We start from the raw sequence: 23,042 nt of genomic DNA, 5'->3' as shown, positions 1-23,042 counted from the left end.
ATTTTATTTCGTCTATAATGAAAATAAGAATTATGAATAGAATATTTTGCTCAATAATAATTGTATTATCAATTGTGAGTTGCTCGTCAATCAAAAAACATAATGAGCATTTAGATGATTTAATTTCTGAAAAAAAATTAAAATCTGATACCGATTTTATTTATAAAAAATTACAAGATTTACACCCGAAATTGTATTGGTATATTACTAAAGAAAAGCTAGATTTTAAATTTGATAGTTTAAAGTCTACAATTAATAAACCAATGACTAGTTTCGATTTTTATAAAAAAATCACACCAGTTATTTGTGAAGTTAGACAAGGGCATATGTTTGTGGTTCCTTCGATAAAGCAGTATTCTAAAAAAGAAACGGCAAGTATAATAAAACGTGGAGACGGGCCATTGTCACAATTTGATTTTGAAGTTTTTAATAACAAATTATATGTTGTAAAGAATAAATCAAATAATAAAACAATTCAAGTTGGAAGTGAAGTTGTTTCTATCGATGGACAAAATGTTTCTATTTTAATTAACGATTATAAAAAGAACTTTACTTCTGATGGATTTAATCAATCGTTTAAAAATAATTTTTTAGGACAACGTTTTTCAACCCTATATTCTTTAAATAATGATATTAAAGATTCTTTAAAATATGATTTTAGTTTTAAAAATGAATTGAAATCTATTGTAATAAAAAGACAAATTATAGATTCTACAGGTATTAAAAAATCAAAAATAGTTTTTACTAGAGAACAAAAAAAAGCAATAGCAAAAAAGAAAGACATTTTTGGTTACGAAGCCAAAAACAAAAAATATATGCGCAATCTTAAATTTATCGAAAAAGATAGCAGCATTGCAATTATGAAAATTCAAGGATTTAAAGAAGGTGATTCAAAAGAATTTTACAAGCAAAGTTTCCAGAAAATTAAAAAATACAATACTCAAACTTTAATAATCGATTTAAGAAATAATGGAGGTGGAAGACTAAATGAAATTTCAAACCTATATACTTATTTATCTGATAAGGATTTTAAGTTTATAGAAAAATCACAAGTTACTAGAAAAGCAAGCTTATTATATGCTGATTATTACAAAGGAGGAGGAGTTGGAGGTAAAATACTGAAAACAATATTTGCACCATTTTATTACCCAATAATGTATTTTTCAGTACATAAAATAGGTGATAATTATTATAGTTACACAAATTCTAAAGTTAAAAAAGTAAATGCAGACAGTTTTAGTGGTAAAGTGTATGTATTAATAAACGGAGGTAGTTTTTCTGCATCAAGTATCATTTCATCTAATTTGAAAGGCTCAAAAAGAGCATTATTTGTGGGAGAAGAAACAGGCGGAGCATATAACGGAACAGTTGCAGGAAGAATGCCATTGATCGAAATGCCACACTCTAAAATAAATGTAAGAATGGGGTTAATGGCTTGTATTCCAACTTATAAAACAGATGTTGAAGGTCACGGAATTATGCCCGACAAAGAAATAATACCAACTTTAGAAGACAGAATTAAAGATAATGACCCCGAATTAAACTGGGTTTTACAAGATTTAAAAGCCAATAACACTGACGTTTCTAAAAATTAATTTAAAATGAAAAAATTAAGTTTAATATTTACGATAATAATTACATTACAAAACCTTTCTGCACAGGAAACAACTCGTCGCGATTCGCTTCAAGGCGGATTAAGATTAGAAAGAACTTGTTTCGATGTGCAACGATATGACTTGAATATTAAAGTTAATATTGACGAAAAATCAATAATTGGTTATAATGATATTACTTTCAAGGTTGTTGAAAAAACATCTAAAATTCAAATCGATTTATTCGAAAACATGCAAATTGACAGTATAGTTTATAATTCAAAAAAATTGAACTATAAAAGAGATAATCTTGCAGTTTTTATTTCTTTTAATGAAGATTTAAAGATTGGAAATCAAGAAAAAATCAGATTTTATTATTCAGGTAATCCAATTATTGCTAAAAGAGCACCTTGGGACGGCGGTTTTGTATTTACAAAAGACAAACAAGGAAAAAATTGGGTTGGAGTAGCTTGTCAAGGAACTGGAGCAAGTTTGTGGTATCCTTGTAAAGATTCTCAAAGCGACGAACCAGATTTAGGTGCAACTATAAAAGTAGCTGTTCCTAATGGTTTGATGGATGTCTCTAACGGACGTTTTCTAGGAAGTGAAGATTTAAAAAATGGCTACACTCGTTATGATTGGGAAGTAAAAAATCCTATAAATACGTATGACATTACCTTAAATATTGGTGATTACGTACATTTTGGAGAAAACTATAAAGGTTTAGATTTAGATTATTATGTTTTGCGAGAAAACGAAGAAAAAGCGCGCAGACAGTTTGAGGAAGTAAAACCTATGATGGATTGTTTTCAGTCTAAATTTGGAACTTATCCTTTTGCTTCCGACGGTTATAAATTGGTTGAAACACCTTATTTAGGTATGGAACATCAAAGTGCCGTGGCATACGGAAATCATTATGATAAAGGTTATTTAGGAAGAGATTTGTCTGGAACAGGAATGGGAATGCTCTTCGATTTTATTATCATTCACGAATCAGGTCACGAATGGTTTGGTAACAGCATAACTTCTAGAGATATTGCAGATATGTGGATTCATGAAGGATTTACTTGTTATACAGAAACTGTATTTTTAGAATGCCAATATGGTTACGAAAAATCACAAACATATATTAATGGACTCCAAAAAAACATACAAAATGACGAGCCAATTATTGGTCCTTTTGGTGTAAACAAAGAAGGATCTGGAGACATGTATTACAAAGGAGCATTAATGTTAAATACAATAAGAAGTATTATAAATGATGATGTAAAATGGTGGGCTATTTTATTAAAGTATTCCCAAACCTATCGTCACCAGATTATTGATACTAAAAACGTAATAGATTTTTTTAATACAGAATCAGAAATCAATTTAACACCAGTTTTTAATCAGTATTTAAGATACAACACAATTCCTACTTTAGAATTGAAAAAAGAAAAAGGAAAACTGTCTTACCGATGGAAAACACAAGAAACAAATTTTAGTATGCCAATTGATATTAATGTAAAAAATAAAATAATTCGTTTGTCACCAAACAATAATTGGAACTTATCTAATATTAAAATTAAAAAATTGAGTGATGTTGAAGTTTTAAAAAATAAATTCTTTATTGATATTAAATAAAATAATTATATTGTTATTTTATTTGCTAAATTTTTGTAATTTAGTAATATAATTTAACTTAATTATTATGGATACGGTAAAAAAACTAAACAAATGGGCAAACGCTCACACTTATAAGTGGCTTGATATATTAAGGATTTTTTTAGGTGTTTTTTTATTTACAAAAGGAATTTCATTTTTAACAAATACCCAGTATTATATTCATTTAATAGAGCCAATTAGAAATTTAGGAGGAGGAATGTTGTTTGTGCATTATATTGTTGCCGCACATTTAGTTGGTGGTATAATGATAGTTTTCGGATTACTTACAAGATGGGCAATTATGTCGCAACTCCCCATTTTATTAGTTGCTTTTTTAATTAATTTTATTGGAGAAATGAATGTTGCAAATTTAGTTTTATCGCTCTCTATTTTTCTTATTTGTATTTTCTTCCTCTTTTATGGAAGCGGAAAACACTCAGCTGATTATTACTTTAAGATGCAACAATAATTATAATAAAAAAGATCTTTAAATATCAGCCTTTTTTTGTGCTTGCTATAAAGCGGCTGGTACTTTACTCCAATTTATACCTCTTTTTATTCGTAAAAGTTGTGTTTCTGTAACTTTAGTTCGTTTGGCTAATTCTCTAAGAGAAACACCTTCGTTTATACGTTTCTTAATAATCATAACCTGATTAACAGTTAGTTTCGTATTGGATCTATGTCCACCATTTATAAGAATTTTTGCTTTTGCTTTTATAACACTTGGACTATTTTTTTGATGCAAAGCATTTTCTTCACGAGTCATCCATTTTAGATTAGAATGATGATTGTTTAGTTTATCATAATCAATATGAGCTACTAAATTATGCTCTTCCGAAGGTTTATCTGAAAAATAAATAGCTACATATCTGTGTACAAGATTTCCAAGAGTTTTTTTTCGTTTTCTTTCTGCTAACAGGTATTTCTTTTTATGAATTAATCTTGCTTTATCGAGTAACAACTCTGTTTTTACAATTTTGTTTAAAATTGATTTATATTTTTTATGTTTATCACCTATATTATCTAATTCCTTTTTATAGGACTTAATTTCTAATTTTAGCGTTGCAATTTCTTGTTGCGCAGGTAAGAATTTTTCACTTTCTTCTTTTGTAATAGGTGTTAAAATCGTAATATTAATAGCTGGATAACCTTCCGTTAGTATTTGACTTAATATTTTCTCTAACCCAGTTGCAAGCGTAATTCGTTTTATGTTTCCATAATTTGATACGTATAATTCATATTTTTCAGCAAATGGAGATTTTAGTTTAATCTGTTTCCAAATTTCTTCGTCATAAAACCTTTTAATATAATTACCCATAATTAAAATATTTTAATTTAGTTCTTTCTGTCCCATTTTCATTAAATAAGCCTTCAGAAATGCATCAATATTACCATTCATTACACCATCTACATCACTAGTTTCGTGACCAGTTCTTACATCTTTTACTAATTTGTATGGTTGCATAACATAGTTTCTAATTTGTGAACCCCATTCTATTTTCATTTTTCCAGCTTCAATATCGTTGCGCTGTTCTTGTTGCTTTTTCAGTTCAATTTCATACAATTGAGAACGCAACATTTGCATGGCTCGATTCCTATTATCATGTTGCGAACGTGTTTCTGAACACTGAATCTGAATTCCTGTTGGTTTGTGGGTTAGCTGTACCTTGGTTTCCACTTTATTCACATTCTGACCACCAGCACCACTAGAACGAGCTGTAATTATCTCAATATCAGCAGGATTTATCTCGATTTCTATTGTATCATCAACCAACGGATATACATAAACCGAAGCAAAGGATGTATGACGCTTGGCATTACTATCAAAAGGGGAAATTCGTACCAATCTGTGCACGCCATTTTCACCTTTCAAATAACCAAAAGAATAATCACCTTCAATTTCTAATGTAACTGTTTTTATACCAGCTGCATCACCTTTCTGAAAATTCAATTCTTTAATCTTGTAACCTTGATTTTCAGCCCACATCATATACATACGCATAAGCATTTCTGCCCAGTCGCAACTTTCTGTTCCACCAGCACCAGCGGTAATTTGCAATACAGCACTCAAAGAATCTCCTTCGTCCGAAAGCATATTTTTAAATTCGATTCCTTCAATATGCGTATTTGTTACCTCATATTGCGCATCTAATTCTTGTTCAGAAAGTTCACCTTCTTTATAAAAATCGTAGGCTAATTGTAATTCGTCAGCCATTTCGACTGCTTTATTGTAATCCTCAACCCATTTTTTCTTCGACCGAAGGTTTTTTACAATTATTTCTGCCGCTTTTGCGTTGTTCCAAAAATCGGGAGCAAAGGTTTTCTCTTCCTCGTTTGTAATTTCTATTAGTTTAGCATCAACGTCAAAGATACCTCCTCAACGCACCAAGACGCTCCACAATACCTTTTATTTGTTCGGTATTTGTCATAAAATTGTTTAGTTTTGTAATAAGTTATTTGAAGCCATTCCCGCTATCCGTTGCAATCTTTTGCTTTCTAAAGAAAAAAGCAAAAGGATTTCCACTACTATCGGGGCTAGAAAAGCATGATTAATTTAAATAATAATAATCAAATTTAAGAATTCTATTCGATATATGGAAATAAATTTAGTTAGTGATACCGTAACCAAACCTACACAAGAAATGTTAAACGTTATGTTTGGAAAGCGCCTTATTTTTTCCATCTGGGACTATGGCAAATCAAACAGCAATCAAGCTACATACAAATCCTGGAGAGCAAGTCATTTGTGATAAATATTCACATATTTACCACTACGAAGGTGGTGGAGCCTCTTTTAATAGTGGTGTTTCCTGTAATCTTGTAGATGGAAATCGTGGCATGATTACCGCCGATTTAGTAAAAAATGCCATAAACGATCCAGAATTTTACCACGCACCACTCACGAGTTTGGTAAGTATCGAAAACACTACAAATAAAGGTGGCGGTGCTTGTTATGACCTGCAACCACTTAGGGAAATAAAACAAGTTTGTTTAGAAAATAATTTGAAATACCATCTTGACGGTGCTAGATTGTGGAATGCTTTGGTCGCAAAAAAGCAATCGCCAACACAATTCGGAGAATTATTTGACACCATTTCGGTTTGTTTGTCTAAAGGATTGGGTGCTCCAATTGGTTCGGTTTTAGTTTCCGACGCAAAAACGATTCATAGAGCACTTAGAATTCGTAAAATTTTTGGAGGGGGAATGAGACAAGCTGGTTATTTAGCTGCTGCTGGAATTTATGCTTTAGATAATCACATAGATCGTTTGTCAGAAGACCATCGTCGAGCAAGGGAAATAGCACAAGTTTTGCAAAATTTACCTTGGATAGCATCAGTAGAACCTGTAGAGACTAATATTCTTATTTTTTCAGTACAATCTTATCTTGACGAAAAAATAATTACTGAGAAATTGAGAGAAAAAGGAATTTCTATTAGTTCTATGGGGCACGGAAAATTACGTATTGTAACACACTTAGATTATCGTGAAGTAATGCATAGTTATGTATTAGAGGCTTTACAAAGATTATCTATTTAAAAAATATGGGATAAAAAAAAACGAGCTTTTTAGCTCGTTTTTTTTTATCCCATATTTTCATCATTATTTTCATTTTGTTTTGGCTTTGTGTCTTTATCAGTTTTCTTTTTGTTAAAACGATAAGTAAATGATAGTGTAAACTGTCTTCTTCTCCACTGCATTTCACTATTTGAAATAAGAGTTGCGGATTGTGTTTGCTGAATTCTTTTTCTTGAATTGAAAACATCATTCACATTGAAAGAAATAGTTCCCATATCTTTTAAGATGTCTTTGCTAAAAGCTAAGTTTGCCGCTGCAGTTCCTTTTGTTACTCCTTGTCCATTTTTTTGAGGCGCATTATAATTGGCACTAGTTTGCCAATCAATTTTGTATGGCAAGTTAATTTTTGAACTTAATCTAGCAGACCAAGCTGTTGCTTTTTTGTTAAAATCAATATTTATTAATTGGTTATTAACATCAGTATAAGTATAATTTCCACTAGTTTTAACATCAAATAAATTAAAGTTACTGTTTAGTTTCCACCATTTTTTGAAGTTATAATTTAAAGTGAATTCAAATCCTGTTCTGTCTTCAGTAGCAAGGTTAAATGGAGTGTTGATAACCACAGGGACTCCATCAATAAAGTCACCACGTTCTTTTCTTACAAATTGAAATGAATCTGTGGTATGATTGATATAAAATGAAGTATTAAAAGTTATTTTATCCCATTTTTTCAAATAACCAATATCATAGGCATCACTCATTGCTGGATTGATATTAGGATTTCCTTGAAATAAATTGACATTACTCGTATAAGAAGCAAAAGGGTTGATAAAACGATCTCTTGGTCTTGAAATACGTCTGCTATAATTTAATGAAATACTACTGTTATCTGATATTTCATAAGTTAAGAAAGCACTTGGGAAGAAATTCTCGTAATTTTTATTATTGAAAGTATTTGATTGTGGTAAGTTCACTTCTATATGAGAGTTTTCGTATCTAAGACCAGCTAAATAAGAGAATTTATTAATTTTTGATCCAAATTGTACATACAAAGCATTTACGTTTTCAACATAATCTAAAGTACCAGTCAGAAATGGATTTTCTGTTAAAGGGTCATTAAAATTGAATTTTTCAGAAACTAGGTAATCTGCTAATAATTTTACATAATTCCCTCTAAATCCTGCTTCAATTCGTGCTATTTTTTTAATTGGAAGGACATAATCAGCTTGAATTAAGTTTCTGCCTTGCTTGTTGTTTTTTGCACTTGCGGCCGAAGATACAAAACCTCCTGTTTCTATTACTGTTCCTTCAATTTCAGAGTTTTCTTTATCTATTTCTTGTGAAAAAGCACCATCAATACTTAATTGGTGTCCGTCTTTTTTAAATTTTTTGATAAAATTAGTCGTATATTCTACCGTTTCATTTTTAGAAAGAGCATCATTGTCTCGTTGGCGTGTTTCTATGTAGTTATTGTTTCCGTCAAAATTATGGTATAATACGTTTTCATTATTTTCACCATTATTGTTTCTGTAGTTGAAAGCGTTTGTCCATGAAGTATTTTTATCCAATAGTAATTCGATTCCGAAATTCACGTTTGCGCCTTCTCCATTTTTTTTACTATCTCTTCTTTCTTGTGTAAAAGATCTTTGGCTACCGTTATTATTAAAACTTTGGGTGTCAATATTAGTATAACCTGGATTTTTCCTTTTGTTATAACCTATAGTTGTAAAAAAATTAAACAACTCACTTTTTAGGTTAATATTTGCCGAAGCACTTGAGTTTTCTGGTTCTCCAGCCGAAACAATAAACGTTCCGTTAAGACCTTGGTTCTTGCCTTTTTTTAGAATAATATTTATAATTCCACCACCACCTTCAGCATCATAACGAGCAGATGGGTTGGTTACAACTTCTACTTTATCAATCGCATCTGCAGAAATTAAACGCAAAGCATCATTCACATTGGCGGCATTTGAAGGTTTTCCATCAATTAGAATTCTAACATTTTCGTTACCACGAAGACTTACTGTACCTTCGGTACTCACTGAAACAGATGGAACATTGTCTAAAACATCACTTACTGTTCCTCCTCTTACTAGTATATCTTTACCAACATTATATACTTTTTTATCTAATTTTATATCGACAGTAGTTTTTTCTATACGAACTTCTATGGCATCTAATTTCTGAGCTTCATCTTCAAGAAAAACGGTACCTAAATTTTTACTTAAAGTAAGTACTTGGTTTTTAACTTCAATATTTTTGAAGGAAATGAACTCATATTTTATATCATAAGTTCCAGGATTTATTTCGATAGAAAAATTTCCTTTACTATCTGTAATTCCTCCAGATACTGCTTGTGCAGCATTTGGTTTCCTAAATGTAATTGTAGCGTATTCTAAAGGTAATGAAGTCGATTTTTCAATAATTTTTCCAGTAAGAATAATTTTTTTACTGTCTGTTTTTTCTTGTGCAAAAAGTGTTGAAATACCTAATAAAAAAAATAAAGCAAAAGCTTTTGTAGTAGAATTCATAATTTTATACTTATATGTTGCAAAAATAATATTTGCTTTTATTTTTTTCTGCCAAATTGTTGTTAAAAGGCTTTAGATTTAGACTACTAACATATTGAGATTATGTTTTACGTAATTTAAGACATTAAAATTTTAAATTATTTCGTTAATTCTTTCCGTTGGTCTTGCAATTACAGCTTTATCTCCGTTCATAATAATAGGCCTTTCAATAAGTTTCGGATTATCAATCATTGCTTGAATGATTTCGTCATCAGACAGATTTTTATTTTATAATTTGATATCCAAATAGTTTCTTTTTTTCGAACCAATTCTATTGGAGATATGTTTAATTTTCTGAGTAATTCTTTTAACTCTTCTTTAGTGGGAATATTTTCCAAATAATTAATTATATGAAAAGGTTGTTTTGTATTTTCTAAAAAACAAATACCTTCTCTAGATTTAGAACAACGTGAATTATGATAAATAGTAATCATATTTTAGATATATTTGGAATATTAATAAATTGTGCTACAAATTTAATAAAATAGAACCAACTTAAATAAATTATACATGTTTATAGAACAAGCTTACAAAGGAAACAATACTTGGTGGAGAGTACTAATAACTGCAGCTATTACAATGGGTGTGTTTATTATGAATTTGATTATGTTCTTAATTTTATCGAAAGAAGATATGGCAAATGCTTATGATTTGATGAAACAGATACCAAATAATATAGCACTTGTTATGAATTTATTACCTTTTGCATTTTTGCTAGGGATTTTATTTTTGTTAGTATATTTTCTTCATCAAAGAAGTATTCTGTCTTTAACAACATCTAGAAAAAAAATTGATTATAGAAGAATTTTATTTTCTTTTGGATTAATTATTTTTATTTCGTTAGTTGGTTTTGCTATTTCTTATTCGATAGATAATTCTAATATAAAATGGAATTTTAACCCAATAAATTTCTCGATATTATTTATTCTAAGTATGATATTATTGCCTTTCCAAATTGGTTTAGAAGAATACTTATTTAGAGGTTTTTTGATGCAACAAATAGGGATAGTTGTTAAGAATAGATGGTTTCCATTAGTTATTACGTCGGTTTTATTTGGATTATTTCATAGTGCAAATCCTGAAGTTGCTGAAATGGGATTTGGTGTAATGGTATTTTATATAGGAACAGGATTATTATTAGGAATAATGACACTTATGGACGAAGGTTTAGAGCTATCTTTAGGATTCCACTTAGGAAATAATTTAATCGCAGCCACATTAATAACTTCCGATTTTTCAGCATTACAAACTGATGCAGTTTTTAAATATGTTGGTGTTCAAAATCCAAACGAGATGCTAAATGAAATGATAGTTTCTATAGTTATTACTTATCCTATAATCTTATTTATTTTGGCAAAAAAATACAATTGGACGAATTGGAAACAAAAATTAACGGGTAAGTTAAATTTAAAACCATCAATTTGATGACTATTCTCAAGAGCAGAATACTAAATTAATAATAATAAACTGAAATGAGAATAGACAAGATAATTTTAATCTTCATTTTGACTTTTTGTATATCGTCACAAAGTCAAACAAATAAAAAATTAAGTAAGCCAGAAAAAGATTTTGAAAAATTTTGGATGACTTTTAAAGATAATTATGCGTTTTTTCAATTAAAACAAGTTGATTGGGACAAAACTTATGCAAAGTATAAACCTTTAATAAACAGTAAAACTAAAGAATCTGAATTAGTAAAAATATTTAGCGAAATGGTTGAACCTTTGAAAGATGGACATATTACAATCTCAAAGGGGGAAGAAATTTTATATAAAGTTAAAAAGCCATCTTTATTCAAACAAGAGTTTAAAGGACTTGAAAAAGAGTTATGGAAAACGAGTTTTGAGACATTACAAAGAAATGGTTTTTCAGAAATTAAAGGAATTGGACCAACAGTAAAAGAAGAAAATTTATATTATGTTTCACAGAATTCCGAAATTGGATTTATTAGAATATCTCGTTGTTTTGGAAATTTAGAAAGCATTTTTGACGATAAAAAAGAAATTGAAGACACAAAATTAATGCTAACTTTATTTGATAGCATTATAAATTCATTCTCTAAAACTAAAGGAATAATAATCGATATTCGAGCAAATGGAGGAGGTCATGGTGGTGAAGATTTAGCAAGTAGATTTGCAGTTGAGAAAATTATCACACATTATAAAGCAACAAGATTAAAAGGAGGTTATGAAAATACTACTGAATTGGAACCAATTTATATAACGCCAAATAATGGGGTTAAATACTCAAATCCAATTGTAATTTTAACTAATGATAAAACCGCAAGTTCAGCCGAGGACTTTACAATTTCACTTTATAAACAGAAAAATGTAACAACCATTGGAACAAACACTTCGGGAATGTTGTCTGATATGTTTGGCACAGATTTATCGAACAAAATTTCTTTTACACTTTCCAACCAAAGATATTATTCAATTGAAAAAATACAACTTGAAGATATTGGGGTACCTGTCAAATTTGAGATTATAAACACAAAAAAAGATATTGAAAATAAAACTGATCCAGTGATTTTAAAGGCAATTGAAGTTTTAAAATAAGAAAAACACCAATAAATCTTATTTACGAGATTCCTAGAAAAGAGGAAAATCATTATTTATCTTTTCAAAAAATTTATAAATTAGAAAAAAAACATGGTTTTCCGAACCTTGCAAAGCTCCAAACTATATAAACTTAGACAATGAATAAATTAACTTACAAAAATGTTCATAATAGATTTAAGCTAAATGGTTTTCATTTTAGCAACGAAGATCTTTGTCGTGTGGCTTATAGTTATATAAAAGAAGGAAACGAAAACGAAAAGCCAGTTGGTGATTTTATTCTCGACTGGTTTGATGAGAAACCTTATCTAGAAATTATGACTTCTGGAACAACAGGCAAACCAAAGATTATTAGAGTGCAAAAACAAGCTATGGTTAATTCTGCATTAGCAACAGGAGATTTTTTTGAATTGCAACCCGGAAACAGTGCTTTAAACTGTTTGCCTGTAAAATACATTGCAGGAAAAATGATGTTTGTTCGTGCTTTTATTCTAGGGTTGGATATGGATTTTGTAGAGCCTAGTTCTTCTCCGATGAATCGAAATGAAAATAATTACGATTTTGTAGCCATGGTTCCATTACAAGTCGAAAATTCATTAAACCAATTAAATCAAATTAAAACATTAATTATTGGCGGTGCAAAAATAAATAATGATTTAGAAAAAAAACTAGTTAAATCTAAATGTAACATTTTTGAAACCTACAGCATGACAGAAACAGTTACACATATTGCGGCTAAAAGAGTAGGAGAGAAGTCATTTACAATTTTACCTAATATTTCTATTTCTCAAGATGATAGAAATTGTTTAGTAATATCTGCTCCAAATTTGAATCCAGAAAATATAGTTACTAATGATGTTGTCGAATTAGTTTCGGACAATCAATTTATATGGTTAGGACGTCAAGACAATGTAATAAATAGTGGAGGAGTTAAATTATTTCCTGAGCAAATTGAAGCAAAACTTTTAGCAAAAATTCCCAATAGATTTTTTGTTGCAGGAATTCCAGATGAAAAATTAGGAAAAAAATTAATACTTTTTATCGAAGGAAATGAATACCAAACCAAGTCTTCTCTTTATGATGATTTAAATAAATTTGAGAAACCAAAAGAAATAAAATTTATTCCGCATTTTGCCGAAACAGAAACAGGAAAAATTAAAAGAAATGAGATTGTAGTTTTATATTAGTTACAACCTGTTTTTATTAATCATTATTTTTTCTATTTCTTTTATTTTTGAATTGTTTCAAAAGTGTACTTTTAAAATCCTCTTCTGCTTTTTTGAGCAATAATATTTTCTGAGGGCTAATTACGCCTTGTAAATCTTTTACAAACTGACGTTTTTTGTCTTCTAAATCTGCATCAATATTTTCGGATTCATTTAGTAATTTTAGAGTCGATGCATCAGACATTCCAGCTGTATTTTCGGGTTTAAGCTTAAGCATAAGTTGTCTTTTTTGCTTATGTAAATCCAGTTGGTTGTCGCTAAATTTATTAAAAATAGGCCAGAATTTTTCAGCTTCTTGAGACGTTAAATCTAATTTATTTGAAATAAATGCTACTCGAAGCGCTTTAACTCGTTCTGCTTTTCTTTCAAAGTCTTGACCAAAACTTATGGTACAAACAAATAGCAATATTAATGTAATTATTTTTTTCATTATATATGTTTTAGTATAAATATTCTTTAGCATAATTTTTTGTGTCTTGATCATATAAATCCAATGATTCTTCGATTGCAGTAATGTCATCATCAGATAAATTTTCTATAATATCTTCAGTACTTATTGTTGTTGCGCAAGCTAAATAATCCTCGGTAGTTATATTATCAACTTTTGTAGTATTCAAATACATAGTTGTAAACAAACCAACTACAAAAACAGCTGCCACTGCCGAAAACCAAAAATTTCTAGTCTCAAAAAGCGAAATCACTTTAACTTCTTTTTCAGAAAGTTGATTCATCATTTTAGCTTCAAACTGTTCAAAATAGTTCTCTGGGATTCTAAATCCGCTGTCTATTTTTGGGTCGTTATCTAAATCAAATTGTTTCATGTTATTAAGACTATTATTGTGTAAAAAGGTTTAATCTATTTTTAAAAATTCTTCTATTTTCTTCACTGCATGAAAATAGGAAGCTTTCAAAGCACCAACCGAAGTTCCTGTAATTTCAGCAATTTGTTCGTATTTTAGCTCTTCAAAATATTTCATTTTAAAAACCAATTGTTGTTTTTCTGGCAAATTAGCAATCGCTTTTTGTAATTTGAGTTGAATCTCATTTCCATCAAAATACACATCACTTTCCAGTTTATTTATCGCTTTTTGTTGTACTTCCTCACTCGAAATGCCACTTTTTTTAGCTCGTTGTTGCATAAAAGTAATGGCTTCATTTGTTGCGATACGATACATCCAAGAAAAAAGTTTACTATCGCCTTTAAAATTCTTCAAATTCTGAAAAATTTTTACAAACGTATTTTGCAGCACATCATCGGTATCATCATGACTCAAAACCATATTTCTTACATGATTATACAACGGTTTCTGATACAATTGCAAGAGTTTCCTAAACGCATCATTTTGCGTTTTAGGATTCAATAATTCAGCGATAAAAGCTTTTTCGTCTTGCAAAAGTAGGTTTGTTTTATAAGTAAGACTAAAGATATTCAAAAAGGTTTAATCTATTTTTTTTTGAAGCAAATATTTCCGACTTCTTACAACCATATTCCTGCTATTCGTTGCAATCTTTTTTTCTTGTTCTCGATACTCCTCGCTATAAAAGCGAGGAACTCGAACTGACAAATAAAAGGATTTCCACTGCTATCAGGGCTAGTTTATTAACTAAATCGTATTCTTGTAGTTTTTTCAAAAAAAGTAAACAACCAAAAACTACAAACAAACTTTTCTTCTCATCTTTGCAATTCTAAAACAAAAAAAATGATTCAAACCGTAATTTTCGATATGGACGGCGTAATTGTCGATACAGAACCTGTTCACCATTATGCATTTCACCAACATTTTAAGGTTTTAGACATCCTTGTTTCACCAGAAATGTATGCTTCCTTTACAGGAAATTCGACCAGAAATGTGTATCAAAAATTGAAAGAAACTTTTAATATCCCACAAGATGTAGAAGATTTAATCAATGCAAAGCGAGATTTATTTAATGAAGCATTCGATAAAAAGGAAGATTTATTTTTGCTTGATGGTGTAGAAGATTTAATAAAAGACTTACATAAAAATGGAATTCAGCTTATTTTAGCTTCCTCTTCCTCAAAAGTTACAATCGAAAGAATTTTTAAACGATTCAATTTGCATAAATATTTCACGCACATTGTTTCAGGCGAAGATTTTCCAAAATCGAAACCACATCCCGCTATTTTCTTGCACGCCGCTTCATTATCTATAGCTCCAAAAGAAAATTGTATCGTTATCGAGGACAGTACAAACGGAATAAAAGCAGCAAAAGCAGCAGAAATTTATTGTATAGGTTATGATAGTCCTAATTCTAAATTGCAAGATTATTCTCTAGCAGATAGAGTAATAAGTCATTTTAATGAATTAAGTTTCGACAAACTTACTTAACCAACCGCTTCTTTATAAACTCTCAAGCAACGTTCTCTTGCAAATTTGTGATCTACGATAGGTTCTGGATAGTACGAAGTTTCTAATTCTGGAATCCATTTTTTGATGTATTTTAAGTCTTTATCGAACTTTTTTATTTGTTCTGTTGGATTAAAAATCCTGAAATACGGCGCTGCATCTACTCCAGAGCCCGCAGCCCATTGCCAGTTGCCCACATTACTTGATTGTTCGTAATCTAATAGTTTTGTAGCAAAATAAGTTTCTCCCCAGCGCCAATCGATTAGTAAATGTTTGCACAAAAAACTGGCTACTATCATTCGCACCCTGTTGTGCATGTGTCCAGTTGTATTAAGTTCTCTCATTCCTGCATCTACAAAAGGATAACCTGTTTTTCCTTTGCACCATTTTTGGAATAAATCTTCGTTGTTTTCCCAAATAATAGCATCGTATTTTTCTCTAAAACTTTTATTTATAGTATGTGGAAAATGCCACAATATTTGCATAAAAAATTCTCTCCAAATGAGTTCTTTAAAAAAGGTTTCATTGTTACTTTTTATAGCTTCCTTCATCATTTTTCTGATAGAAACTGCTCCGAAACGAAGGTAAATTCCCAAAAAAGAAGTTTTGTTTTGAGAAGGAAAATTTCTTGTTGCTTCGTAATTGTCTATTAAATTATCAGAAATATCATAAGGAGAAATTTTTATTTTTGAAATTTTAAATCCTATATCATCTAAACTCAAAAAAGGGTAGGAGTGAGCCACAATTTTATCTAAATAATCCTCTGAATTGTAATTTTGTAAAGTGGTTTGCTTAAATTTTTCTTTCCATTTATTAGAATATGGTGTATAAACAACATAAGGTTTTCCGTCATCTTTTGTGACTTCACTTTTTTCGAAAATAACTTGGTCTTTGCTAGTTAGAAATTCGATATTGTGGCTCAAAAAAAGCTGATTGAGTTCTTTATCTCGTTTGCGAGCATAAGGTTCGTAATCGTGGTTTGTATAAATCGTTTTTACTTTATTTTCTGAAATAAGTGTTTCGAAAATATTGAAAGGTTTTCCGTGAAAAATCGCTAATGATTTTCCAATAGATTTCAGTTGGTTTTGAATCTTTTCTAATTGTTGGTGAATAAAAGTAACACGCGCATCGTCTTTGGGTAATTGAGAAAGAATACTATCATCGAAAATGAAAATAGGCATGACTGTTTCATCGCTATTTAAAGCATGAAAAAGTCCTACATTATCGTCTAATCGCAAATCACGTCGGAACCAGAATATGTTCATTTGTAAAGTTTTATTCTAAAAAATGTTATAAAAAAACGTAAAGTTACGATTTAGCCCCGATAGTAGTGAAAATCCTCGCCATTTTTCTTGGCGAGATTGCAACGATAACGGGATTATGGTTGTAAAGAAACGTAATGTTGCGCTCCTTAAAATTTTATCCATTAACTAAAAGCGTCGACATTCCGCCATCGACATGGAAAATTTGCCCAGAAATCCAACTGCTATTATCACTAATTAAGAAGTTTGCCATTTGTGCAATATCATTTGTAGTTCCGAAACGTTTTAGTGGATGGCGCAATGCCGATTTTTCCTTTTTTTCTTCGTTATTTAAAAACTTATCCGCCAGTGGTGTGTCTGTTAATGATGGCGCAATCACATTTACTCTAATCTTTGGTGCGTACTCGGCAGCTAATGCTTTTGCAAAACCTTCTATCGCACCTTTTGCTGCTGCAACACTCGTATGAAAAGGCATTCCCATACTTGCCGCAACGCTACTAAATAGTACAATGCTTGATTGTTGTGAAGCAGTTAGGTTGGGTAAAATAGATTGAATTACTTTGACAGCTCCAATGAAATTGATTTGTAAATCATTTTCGAAAGCTTCTATTTTTAGTGCTTTGAATGGTCGCAGGTTAATGCTTCCGGGGCAATATATTAATCCGTCGATAACAGCGGGTAATTTTGTGGTGTCAAGAGTGTCAGTAATAACATCGAAAGGAATGTGTGTAACATTCAAATTGGTTAAACCTTCATTTGTTCTAGAAGCTACAAATATTTTATTTCCAGACTCTAATTCTTTGGCAATAGCCAAACCAATTCCGTACGAACCACCTATTAATAATATGTTTTTCATGATTATTGTTCTTTAAATTCTCCAAAAAGTTCAATTAATTTTTTCTCTCTATATTCGAATATTTCTTTCAATTTTGGTTTTACTAAAAAAGGATGAACTAATTGTCCTAATATTCCCATAGGAATTTTATAATCTATAATATCTTCCATTTCGACACCACCTGGAATTTCTCTTAAAAAATGTTTGTGATGCCAAAGTGAGTAAGGACCAAAACGCTGTTCGTCGACAAAATATTTTTTGTCTTCAACATGTGTGATTTCAGTAACCCATTTGGTTTTTATTCCTAAAACGGGTGTCACAATATATTGAATAATTTGTCCAGCAAACATGGGCTTGTCTGCACCAGATTTTATTATAAAACCCATATAATCGGGTGTTATCGCTTTTAGATTTTTTGGATCTGAAAGGAAATCCCAAGCTTGTTGTAAGGTTATTGGTAAATTTTGTTTTGAATGCAAAGTATAAATTTTCATTTTATATTTTTTGTGTAAATGTACAAAATGTTTAATGTTTTTAAAATATAGTTAAACAAAATATATTCATTTTATCTTTTATTTAACAATTGATTCCATTTTGAAATTTTATCTTTGAAAAAATAAATTTAAAAAAAATGTATAAAATAATTGTTGCCATAGCCCTTATGATTGCTTCTTACACGATTGAAGCTCAAGTAAAATTGCCTCAAGCAAGTCCGAAATCGACACTGATACAAACTGTTGGATTAACAGATATTGATATCGAATACCACAGACCAAGTGCAAAAGGAAGGGTTGTTTTTGGCGAATTAGTTCCTTTTGATAAAGTTTGGAGAACAGGTGCAAACGAAAATACAACAATTACTTTTACTGATGATGTTATTATAAATGGCTCTCCTCTTAAACAAGGAAAATATGCTATTTATACCATTCCAAAACCAGATAATTGGGAAGTTATTTTTTATTCAGATTCAAATAATTGGGGAAATCCTGAAGTTTGGGACGAATCTAAAATTGTACTGAAAGTAAATGCAAAACCAGAAACTTTAGATAAAAATGTAGAAACATTTACAATTGGAATAAATAATACAGATAGTAATTTTGCCAACCTTGAGTTTTCTTGGGAAAAAACAATTGTTGCCGTCAAAATAGAAGTGCCTACACAAAAACTAACGATGTCTAGTATAGATAAAACGCTTTCTGGTCCTTCGGCGGCAGATTATTACTCTTCTGCACAATACTTTTTTCAATCTAATGGAGATTTGAATAAAGCTTTGAGTTATGTAAATAAAGCATACGAATTGAATGACAAAAAACCATATTGGTACACACGTTTAAAATCACAAATTCAAGCTAAATTAGGAGATAAAAAAGGAGCGATTGAAACTGCAAAATTGTCATTAGCAGCAGCGCAAGCAGCAAAAAATGAGGATTATGTAAAGATGAATCAAGATAGTATTGCTGATTGGTCTAAAAAATAAATTATCATAATATAGAATTAGAAAAGCCTGAATTTTGTTCAGGCTTTTTAGTTTAACTTATATAATTCCAAATATTCTTCTTCTTAGAGATTTCTATAAAAACTTTTCTTAAGGTTTGATGTTCTGGTTTTTCCATGGGAGCATCATCTTTTAGTAGTTTTAGGGCATAATTTCGAGCTAGCAATAAAATATCTTTGTCTCGAACTAAATCGGCAATTTGCAAATTAAGAACGCCACTTTGTTGCTTGCCCATAATATCGCCAGGACCACGGAGTTTGAGATCTACTTCGGCAATTTCAAATCCATCATTGGTAGCAACCATCGTTTCCATTCTGGTTTTAGAATCTTCACCTATTTTGTGTGACGTCATCAAAATACAATAACTTTGGTCAGCGCCACGACCTACACGACCACGCAATTGATGCAGTTGTGACAAACCGAAACGTTCGGCGCTTTCTACAATCATCACACTGGCGTTGGGAATATTTACGCCTACTTCAATTACGGTTGTGGCGACCATTACATTTGTTTTTCCTTCGGCAAAGCGTTTCATTTCGGCATCTTTATCGGCTGGTTTCATTTTTCCGTGAAGGATAGAAATCGCATATTTTGGTAACGGAAAATCACGAGAAATACTTTCGTAACCGTCCATCAAATCTTTGAAATCCATTTTTTCGGATTCTTGAATTAATGGATAAACAATATATATCTGGCGGCCTTTTGCAATTTCCTCCCGAATAAAATGCCAAACTTTCAATCGATTGGAATCGTATCGATGCACGGTTTGAATGGGTTTTCGACCTGGTGGCAATTCGTCAATTACAGAAATATCTAAATCGCCATACAAACTCATGGCTAATGTTCTAGGAATTGGCGTAGCGGTCATGACCAAAACATGTGGCGGAATGGTATTTTTCTTCCATAATTTAGAGCGTTGTTCTACACCAAAACGATGTTGCTCATCGATAATCGCCAAGCCTAAATTTTTAAATTGTACTTTGTCTTCTAATAAAGCGTGTGTGCCAATTAAAATGTTCAAACTACCATTTTCTAGTTCCTCATGAATTATTTTTCTAGCTTTCGTATTACTTGAGCCAGTTAGGATTTTTATATTAATATTTAAATCTTTAGCTAATTCTGAAAGTCCTATAAAATGCTGGTTGGCTAGTATTTCTGTTGGCGCCATCAAACACGCCTGAAAACCATTATCTAATGCCAAAAGCATACTCATAAAGGCTACAATAGTTTTTCCAGAACCCACATCGCCTTGTAATAATCGGTTCATTTGAGCTGGATTTCCCATGTCATTTCGAATTTCTTTGAGTACTCTTTTTTGAGCATTGGTCAAATCGAATGGCAAATGATTGTTGAAAAATTCAGTAAAATAAGTTCCTACTTTATCAAAAGCGAAACCTTTTATTTTGTGTTTTCTAATTAAGTTTTTAGTGATTAATTGCAATTGAATAAAAAATAATTCTTCAAATTTTAATCGAAATTGTGCTTTTGCCAAAGCTTCCGAACTTTTAGGAAAATGAATGTTTATTAAAGCGTCTTTTTTAGAAATTAGCTTTAATTCTTCTATTAAATAAGTTGGTAATGTTTCCGAAAATAGAGTATGTGTTTCCGAAAATAATTGAAGCATCATTTTGTTTACTACTTTGTTCGAAATTCCTCTACTGGTTAGTTTTTCGGTACTTGGATAGACAGGTTGCATGGCCGAACGTATGCTTTGTTCGTGTTCTGTTAGCAATTCCATTTCTGGATGCGCCATATTGAAGGTATTGTTGAACGAAGTTGTTTTTCCGAAAATCACATAAATCACATTAAGTTTCAAACTTTCTTTAACCCATTTTTGTCCTTGAAACCAAACCAATTCCATTTGACCTGTATCGTCAATAAAAGTAGCTACCAATCGGCTTTTTCCTTTGGCAAATTCGACCGATTTTATATTAATTACTTTACCAATTATTTGAACTTCGGCAGTAGAATTTTGTAATTCATTAATCTTATAATATTTGGTTCGGTCTAAGTATCTGTTGGGATAAAAATTAATTAAATCACCGTATTTGTAAATCCCTAATTCCTTGCGCAACAAATCCCCACGTTGCGGACCAACGCCTTTCAAGTATTCTATGGGAGTTTCGAAGAGATTATTTTGCATCTTGCGAAGATAGTTTTTTGTTGGTAAATTTAAAAAGGTATAATTTGAAAATAGCTTGAAATTTCTATATTTGAACTCCGTCATTTTATGAAGATAAAAAATGACTCAATAAAAAATATAAAATGACTAAACCAATATATATTCTAGGTACTGGACTTTCTCATAATGGTTCGGCAGTATTATTAAAAGACGGGCGTGTTTGTGTTGGAATAGAAAAAGAACGCATTAGCCGTCGTAAACATGATGGTGGTAATGATACTTTAGCGATTCAATATTGTTTAGACGCTGAAGGAATTGAATTAAAGGATGTTGCTCTAGTTGTACAATGTGCAAATTTTGATATACCTGATCGAAATCAATTTAACGGGAAAAGAATTTTTGCTGATACAACAACTCCAAAAATTGTCGACATATCTCATCATCTAGCACACGCTTATAGTGCGGTGGGAACTTCCCCTTTTTCGGAATGTGCAGTAATGGTTATAGATGGCTGTGGTAGCCCATTGCATCAATTTATCGAATTGCATCCCAACCAAAAATCATTTATTGATCCAATATTTCTTGAAGAAAGTCAAATGTTGTGTGAGAAAGATAGTTTTTATCATTTTGACGGACAAAAATTATCTCCTTTACTAAAAGATTTTAGTAAAATGGCGGAACATAAAACCAGTTCATTTTCGTTACCAACTACACAACATTCTATAGGTGGTTTTTATGCGACTTTGAGCAAATATGTTTTTGGTGATATGGATGATGTGGGAAAACTGATGGGGTTGGCACCATTTGGAGAAACCGGAATCTATAATTTTGAAGCTTTCGAATTTAATTCTGGTTGTTTATATCTTAATGAGACTTGGCAAACTAATTTTACCAATCCATCAACAGGGTATGAATATTTTAAAGAAAATTTCGATTATTATGCCAATGTAGCCAAGTGGGCACAAGAACAAGTAGAAAAAGCGGTCATGAAATGTATAAGCAACCGAATTGAAGCATTTCCGCACAATAACTTATGTTATACAGGTGGAGTGGCTTTAAACGCTGTTGCTAATGCCAAATTGCAAGACTTAAAAATTGTAGATAGTATTTATTTTGAACCTGCTGCAGGAGATAATGGGTTGGCGCTTGGTTGTGCTTTTTATGGATGGCTAGAGTACTTAAATATGCCAAAAGTTGCACATAATGGAAGTACTTGTTTTGGTAAAAAACACAATGAAACAGAAATAGAAAAGGAATTAGATAAAGATGAATACAAAACGTATTCAAAAAATAAATTTACTAATGAAGAGGATTTACTATGCTATTGTGCTGATAAATTAAATAACGGAAAAACCATAGCTTGGTTTCAATCTGAGTCCGAATTTGGACCTCGTTCTCTTGGTCGAAGGAGCATTTTAGCACATCCTGGAATAGATAATTTGAAAGACCATATTAATAGAAATATTAAGTTTAGAGAAGATTTTCGTCCATTTGCTCCAGCAGTTTTAAAAGAAATGGTTGATGAATATTTTGAGAATGGAAGGAACAGTCCATACATGATTTTGGTAGATAAAACGCGACCTGAATTTCTTGATAAACTAAAAAATGTAACCCATAGTGATGGTTCTGCTCGAGTACAAACGGTAGATGAAAAATGGAATAACCGATTTCATAAACTCATCAAAGAATTTCATAAAGTAAGTGGTATTGCAGTATTACTAAACACTAGTTTAAATCGTAAAGGAATGCCAATGGTTGAAACTCCTAAAGAAGCACTTCAATTGTTTGGTGAAACTGCCTTAGATGTTTTAGTTTTAGAAAATATTGTATTAGAAAAAATTTAAAAGTTATTA

Annotated in this window: 19 protein-coding genes and 2 pseudogenes; 10 read left to right on the top strand and 11 right to left on the bottom strand. The window is 30.8% G+C overall.

Annotated elements, in window-relative coordinates; translation table 11 throughout:
- The first annotated feature begins 32 nt into the window (after window positions 1–32).
- From ABI549_RS01790 to ABI549_RS01780, 3 genes are all read left to right on the top strand, one after another.
- Window positions 33–1,595 (top strand): S41 family peptidase, encoded by a 1,563-nt coding sequence (locus ABI549_RS01790; protein WP_348074730.1) that lies wholly within the window; start codon window positions 33–35, stop codon window positions 1,593–1,595.
- Window positions 1,596–1,601: 6 nt separating this feature from the next.
- On the top strand, window positions 1,602–3,215 hold the full coding sequence (locus ABI549_RS01785; RefSeq protein ID WP_348074729.1) for a M1 family metallopeptidase: 1,614 nt from the start codon (window positions 1,602–1,604) through the stop codon (window positions 3,213–3,215).
- 67 nt (window positions 3,216–3,282) lie between these two features.
- Window positions 3,283–3,705: a DoxX family protein gene (locus ABI549_RS01780; RefSeq protein WP_348074728.1), complete on the top strand. Its 423-nt coding sequence runs from the start codon at window positions 3,283–3,285 to the stop codon at window positions 3,703–3,705.
- A gap of 45 nt (window positions 3,706–3,750) precedes the next feature.
- Here ABI549_RS01780 and ABI549_RS01775 read toward each other — a convergent pair whose 3' ends face one another.
- Window positions 3,751–4,554 (bottom strand): HNH endonuclease, encoded by an 804-nt coding sequence (locus ABI549_RS01775; protein ID WP_348074727.1) that lies wholly within the window; start codon window positions 4,552–4,554, stop codon window positions 3,751–3,753.
- Window positions 4,555–4,566: 12 nt separating this feature from the next.
- Window positions 4,567–5,665, bottom strand: a protein-coding gene (gene prfB, locus ABI549_RS01770; protein WP_348074726.1) for a peptide chain release factor 2 whose coding sequence is annotated in 2 segments (ribosomal slippage) — window positions 4,567–5,601 and window positions 5,603–5,665 — 1,098 coding nt in all. Because the reading frame shifts where the segments join, the coding sequence is not laid out codon by codon here.
- Between the two features lie 165 nt (window positions 5,666–5,830).
- On the opposite strand from prfB, the pseudogene ABI549_RS01765 reads away from it, so the two are divergent.
- Window positions 5,831–6,773: pseudogene (locus ABI549_RS01765) on the top strand (GntG family PLP-dependent aldolase).
- Between the two features lie 44 nt (window positions 6,774–6,817).
- Here the strand turns inward: ABI549_RS01765 and ABI549_RS01760 are convergent.
- Together ABI549_RS01760 and arsC are read right to left on the bottom strand one after the other, a co-directional pair.
- Window positions 6,818–9,286 (bottom strand): outer membrane beta-barrel family protein, encoded by a 2,469-nt coding sequence (locus ABI549_RS01760; protein WP_348074725.1) that lies wholly within the window; start codon window positions 9,284–9,286, stop codon window positions 6,818–6,820.
- A gap of 132 nt (window positions 9,287–9,418) precedes the next feature.
- Window positions 9,419–9,759, bottom strand: a pseudogene (gene arsC / locus ABI549_RS01755) (arsenate reductase (glutaredoxin)).
- Window positions 9,760–9,835: 76 nt separating this feature from the next.
- Here arsC and ABI549_RS01750 point away from each other — a divergent pair.
- The 3 genes from ABI549_RS01750 (at window position 9,836) to ABI549_RS01740 (ending at window position 13,070) form a co-directional block, all read left to right on the top strand.
- Window positions 9,836–10,750 (top strand): CPBP family intramembrane glutamic endopeptidase, encoded by a 915-nt coding sequence (locus ABI549_RS01750; RefSeq protein ID WP_348074724.1) that lies wholly within the window; start codon window positions 9,836–9,838, stop codon window positions 10,748–10,750.
- A gap of 47 nt (window positions 10,751–10,797) precedes the next feature.
- Entirely contained in the window at window positions 10,798–11,883 is a 1,086-nt protein-coding gene (locus tag ABI549_RS01745; RefSeq protein WP_348074723.1) for a S41 family peptidase, read from the top strand.
- Between the two features lie 140 nt (window positions 11,884–12,023).
- Entirely contained in the window at window positions 12,024–13,070 is a 1,047-nt protein-coding gene (locus ABI549_RS01740) for an AMP-binding protein (RefSeq protein WP_348074722.1), read from the top strand.
- 16 nt (window positions 13,071–13,086) lie between these two features.
- On the opposite strand, the gene ABI549_RS01735 is transcribed toward ABI549_RS01740, so the two are convergent.
- Genes ABI549_RS01735 through ABI549_RS01725 form a run of 3 tightly spaced genes read right to left on the bottom strand, consistent with a single transcriptional unit; the run spans window position 13,087 to window position 14,503 of the window.
- Window positions 13,087–13,539: a sensor of ECF-type sigma factor gene (locus tag ABI549_RS01735; RefSeq protein WP_348074721.1), complete on the bottom strand. Its 453-nt coding sequence runs from the start codon at window positions 13,537–13,539 to the stop codon at window positions 13,087–13,089.
- Between the two features lie 10 nt (window positions 13,540–13,549).
- On the bottom strand, window positions 13,550–13,930 hold the full coding sequence (locus ABI549_RS01730; RefSeq protein ID WP_348074720.1) for a hypothetical protein: 381 nt from the start codon (window positions 13,928–13,930) through the stop codon (window positions 13,550–13,552).
- A 30-nt stretch (window positions 13,931–13,960) separates the two neighbouring features.
- Window positions 13,961–14,503: an RNA polymerase sigma factor gene (locus tag ABI549_RS01725; RefSeq protein ID WP_348074784.1), complete on the bottom strand. Its 543-nt coding sequence runs from the start codon at window positions 14,501–14,503 to the stop codon at window positions 13,961–13,963.
- A gap of 306 nt (window positions 14,504–14,809) precedes the next feature.
- Here ABI549_RS01725 and ABI549_RS01720 point away from each other — a divergent pair, with 306 nt between their 5' ends.
- Window positions 14,810–15,457 carry an HAD family hydrolase gene (locus ABI549_RS01720; RefSeq protein WP_348074719.1) on the top strand — a complete coding sequence of 216 codons (648 nt, stop codon included), beginning with the start codon at window positions 14,810–14,812 and terminating at the stop codon, window positions 15,455–15,457.
- Here the strand turns inward: ABI549_RS01720 and ABI549_RS01715 are convergent.
- The 3 genes from ABI549_RS01715 to ABI549_RS01705 all read right to left on the bottom strand — a co-directional run bounded on the left by ABI549_RS01715 (window position 15,454) and on the right by ABI549_RS01705 (window position 18,066).
- Window positions 15,454–16,740 carry a deoxyribodipyrimidine photo-lyase gene (locus tag ABI549_RS01715; protein WP_348074718.1) on the bottom strand — a complete coding sequence of 429 codons (1,287 nt, stop codon included), beginning with the start codon at window positions 16,738–16,740 and terminating at the stop codon, window positions 15,454–15,456. The genes ABI549_RS01720 and ABI549_RS01715 overlap by 4 nt on opposite strands.
- 154 nt (window positions 16,741–16,894) lie before the next feature.
- On the bottom strand, window positions 16,895–17,593 hold the full coding sequence (locus tag ABI549_RS01710; protein ID WP_348074717.1) for an SDR family oxidoreductase: 699 nt from the start codon (window positions 17,591–17,593) through the stop codon (window positions 16,895–16,897).
- A 2-nt stretch (window positions 17,594–17,595) separates the two neighbouring features.
- On the bottom strand, window positions 17,596–18,066 hold the full coding sequence (locus ABI549_RS01705; RefSeq protein WP_348074716.1) for an SRPBCC family protein: 471 nt from the start codon (window positions 18,064–18,066) through the stop codon (window positions 17,596–17,598).
- A 137-nt stretch (window positions 18,067–18,203) separates the two neighbouring features.
- On the opposite strand from ABI549_RS01705, the gene ABI549_RS01700 reads away from it, so the two are divergent.
- Complete coding sequence (locus ABI549_RS01700; protein WP_348074715.1) at window positions 18,204–19,049, top strand: DUF2911 domain-containing protein; 846 nt, start codon at window positions 18,204–18,206, stop codon at window positions 19,047–19,049.
- A gap of 52 nt (window positions 19,050–19,101) precedes the next feature.
- On the opposite strand, the gene recG is transcribed toward ABI549_RS01700, so the two are convergent.
- The gene (gene recG, locus ABI549_RS01695; protein WP_348074714.1) at window positions 19,102–21,210 is read right to left on the bottom strand and encodes an ATP-dependent DNA helicase RecG; all 2,109 of its coding nucleotides are present in this window, start codon (window positions 21,208–21,210) and stop codon (window positions 19,102–19,104) included.
- A gap of 122 nt (window positions 21,211–21,332) precedes the next feature.
- Between recG and ABI549_RS01690 the strand changes: the two genes are divergently transcribed.
- Entirely contained in the window at window positions 21,333–23,033 is a 1,701-nt protein-coding gene (locus ABI549_RS01690; RefSeq protein WP_348074713.1) for a carbamoyltransferase C-terminal domain-containing protein, read from the top strand.
- Window positions 23,034–23,042 lie beyond the last annotated feature (9 nt).

This window comes from Flavobacterium sp., from assembly GCF_039932285.1.
Classification (GTDB): domain Bacteria; phylum Bacteroidota; class Bacteroidia; order Flavobacteriales; family Flavobacteriaceae; genus Flavobacterium.
Note: the sequence above shows the minus strand (reverse complement) of the source record. Positions and strands in the feature narration are given on the sequence as shown.

Excerpts from the sequence above, each read along its gene's own strand:
- ABI549_RS01785 (WP_348074729.1), top strand. The coding sequence starts at position 1,602 with ATGAAAAAATTAAGTTTAATATTTACGATAATAATTACATTACAAAAC.
- ABI549_RS01715 (WP_348074718.1), bottom strand. The coding sequence starts at position 16,740 with ATGAACATATTCTGGTTCCGACGTGATTTGCGATTAGACGATAATGTA.
- ABI549_RS01735 (WP_348074721.1), bottom strand. The coding sequence starts at position 13,539 with ATGAAAAAAATAATTACATTAATATTGCTATTTGTTTGTACCATAAGT.
- ABI549_RS01705 (WP_348074716.1), bottom strand. The coding sequence starts at position 18,066 with ATGAAAATTTATACTTTGCATTCAAAACAAAATTTACCAATAACCTTA.
- ABI549_RS01740 (WP_348074722.1), top strand. The coding sequence starts at position 12,024 with ATGAATAAATTAACTTACAAAAATGTTCATAATAGATTTAAGCTAAAT.
- recG (WP_348074714.1), bottom strand. The coding sequence starts at position 21,210 with ATGCAAAATAATCTCTTCGAAACTCCCATAGAATACTTGAAAGGCGTT.
- ABI549_RS01710 (WP_348074717.1), bottom strand. The coding sequence starts at position 17,593 with ATGAAAAACATATTATTAATAGGTGGTTCGTACGGAATTGGTTTGGCT.
- ABI549_RS01760 (WP_348074725.1), bottom strand. The coding sequence starts at position 9,286 with ATGAATTCTACTACAAAAGCTTTTGCTTTATTTTTTTTATTAGGTATT.
- ABI549_RS01690 (WP_348074713.1), top strand. The coding sequence starts at position 21,333 with ATGACTAAACCAATATATATTCTAGGTACTGGACTTTCTCATAATGGT.
- ABI549_RS01750 (WP_348074724.1), top strand. The coding sequence starts at position 9,836 with ATGTTTATAGAACAAGCTTACAAAGGAAACAATACTTGGTGGAGAGTA.
- ABI549_RS01730 (WP_348074720.1), bottom strand. The coding sequence starts at position 13,930 with ATGAAACAATTTGATTTAGATAACGACCCAAAAATAGACAGCGGATTT.
- ABI549_RS01775 (WP_348074727.1), bottom strand. The coding sequence starts at position 4,554 with ATGGGTAATTATATTAAAAGGTTTTATGACGAAGAAATTTGGAAACAG.
- ABI549_RS01790 (WP_348074730.1), top strand. The coding sequence starts at position 33 with ATGAATAGAATATTTTGCTCAATAATAATTGTATTATCAATTGTGAGT.
- ABI549_RS01745 (WP_348074723.1), top strand. The coding sequence starts at position 10,798 with ATGAGAATAGACAAGATAATTTTAATCTTCATTTTGACTTTTTGTATA.
- ABI549_RS01780 (WP_348074728.1), top strand. The coding sequence starts at position 3,283 with ATGGATACGGTAAAAAAACTAAACAAATGGGCAAACGCTCACACTTAT.
- ABI549_RS01720 (WP_348074719.1), top strand. The coding sequence starts at position 14,810 with ATGATTCAAACCGTAATTTTCGATATGGACGGCGTAATTGTCGATACA.
- ABI549_RS01700 (WP_348074715.1), top strand. The coding sequence starts at position 18,204 with ATGTATAAAATAATTGTTGCCATAGCCCTTATGATTGCTTCTTACACG.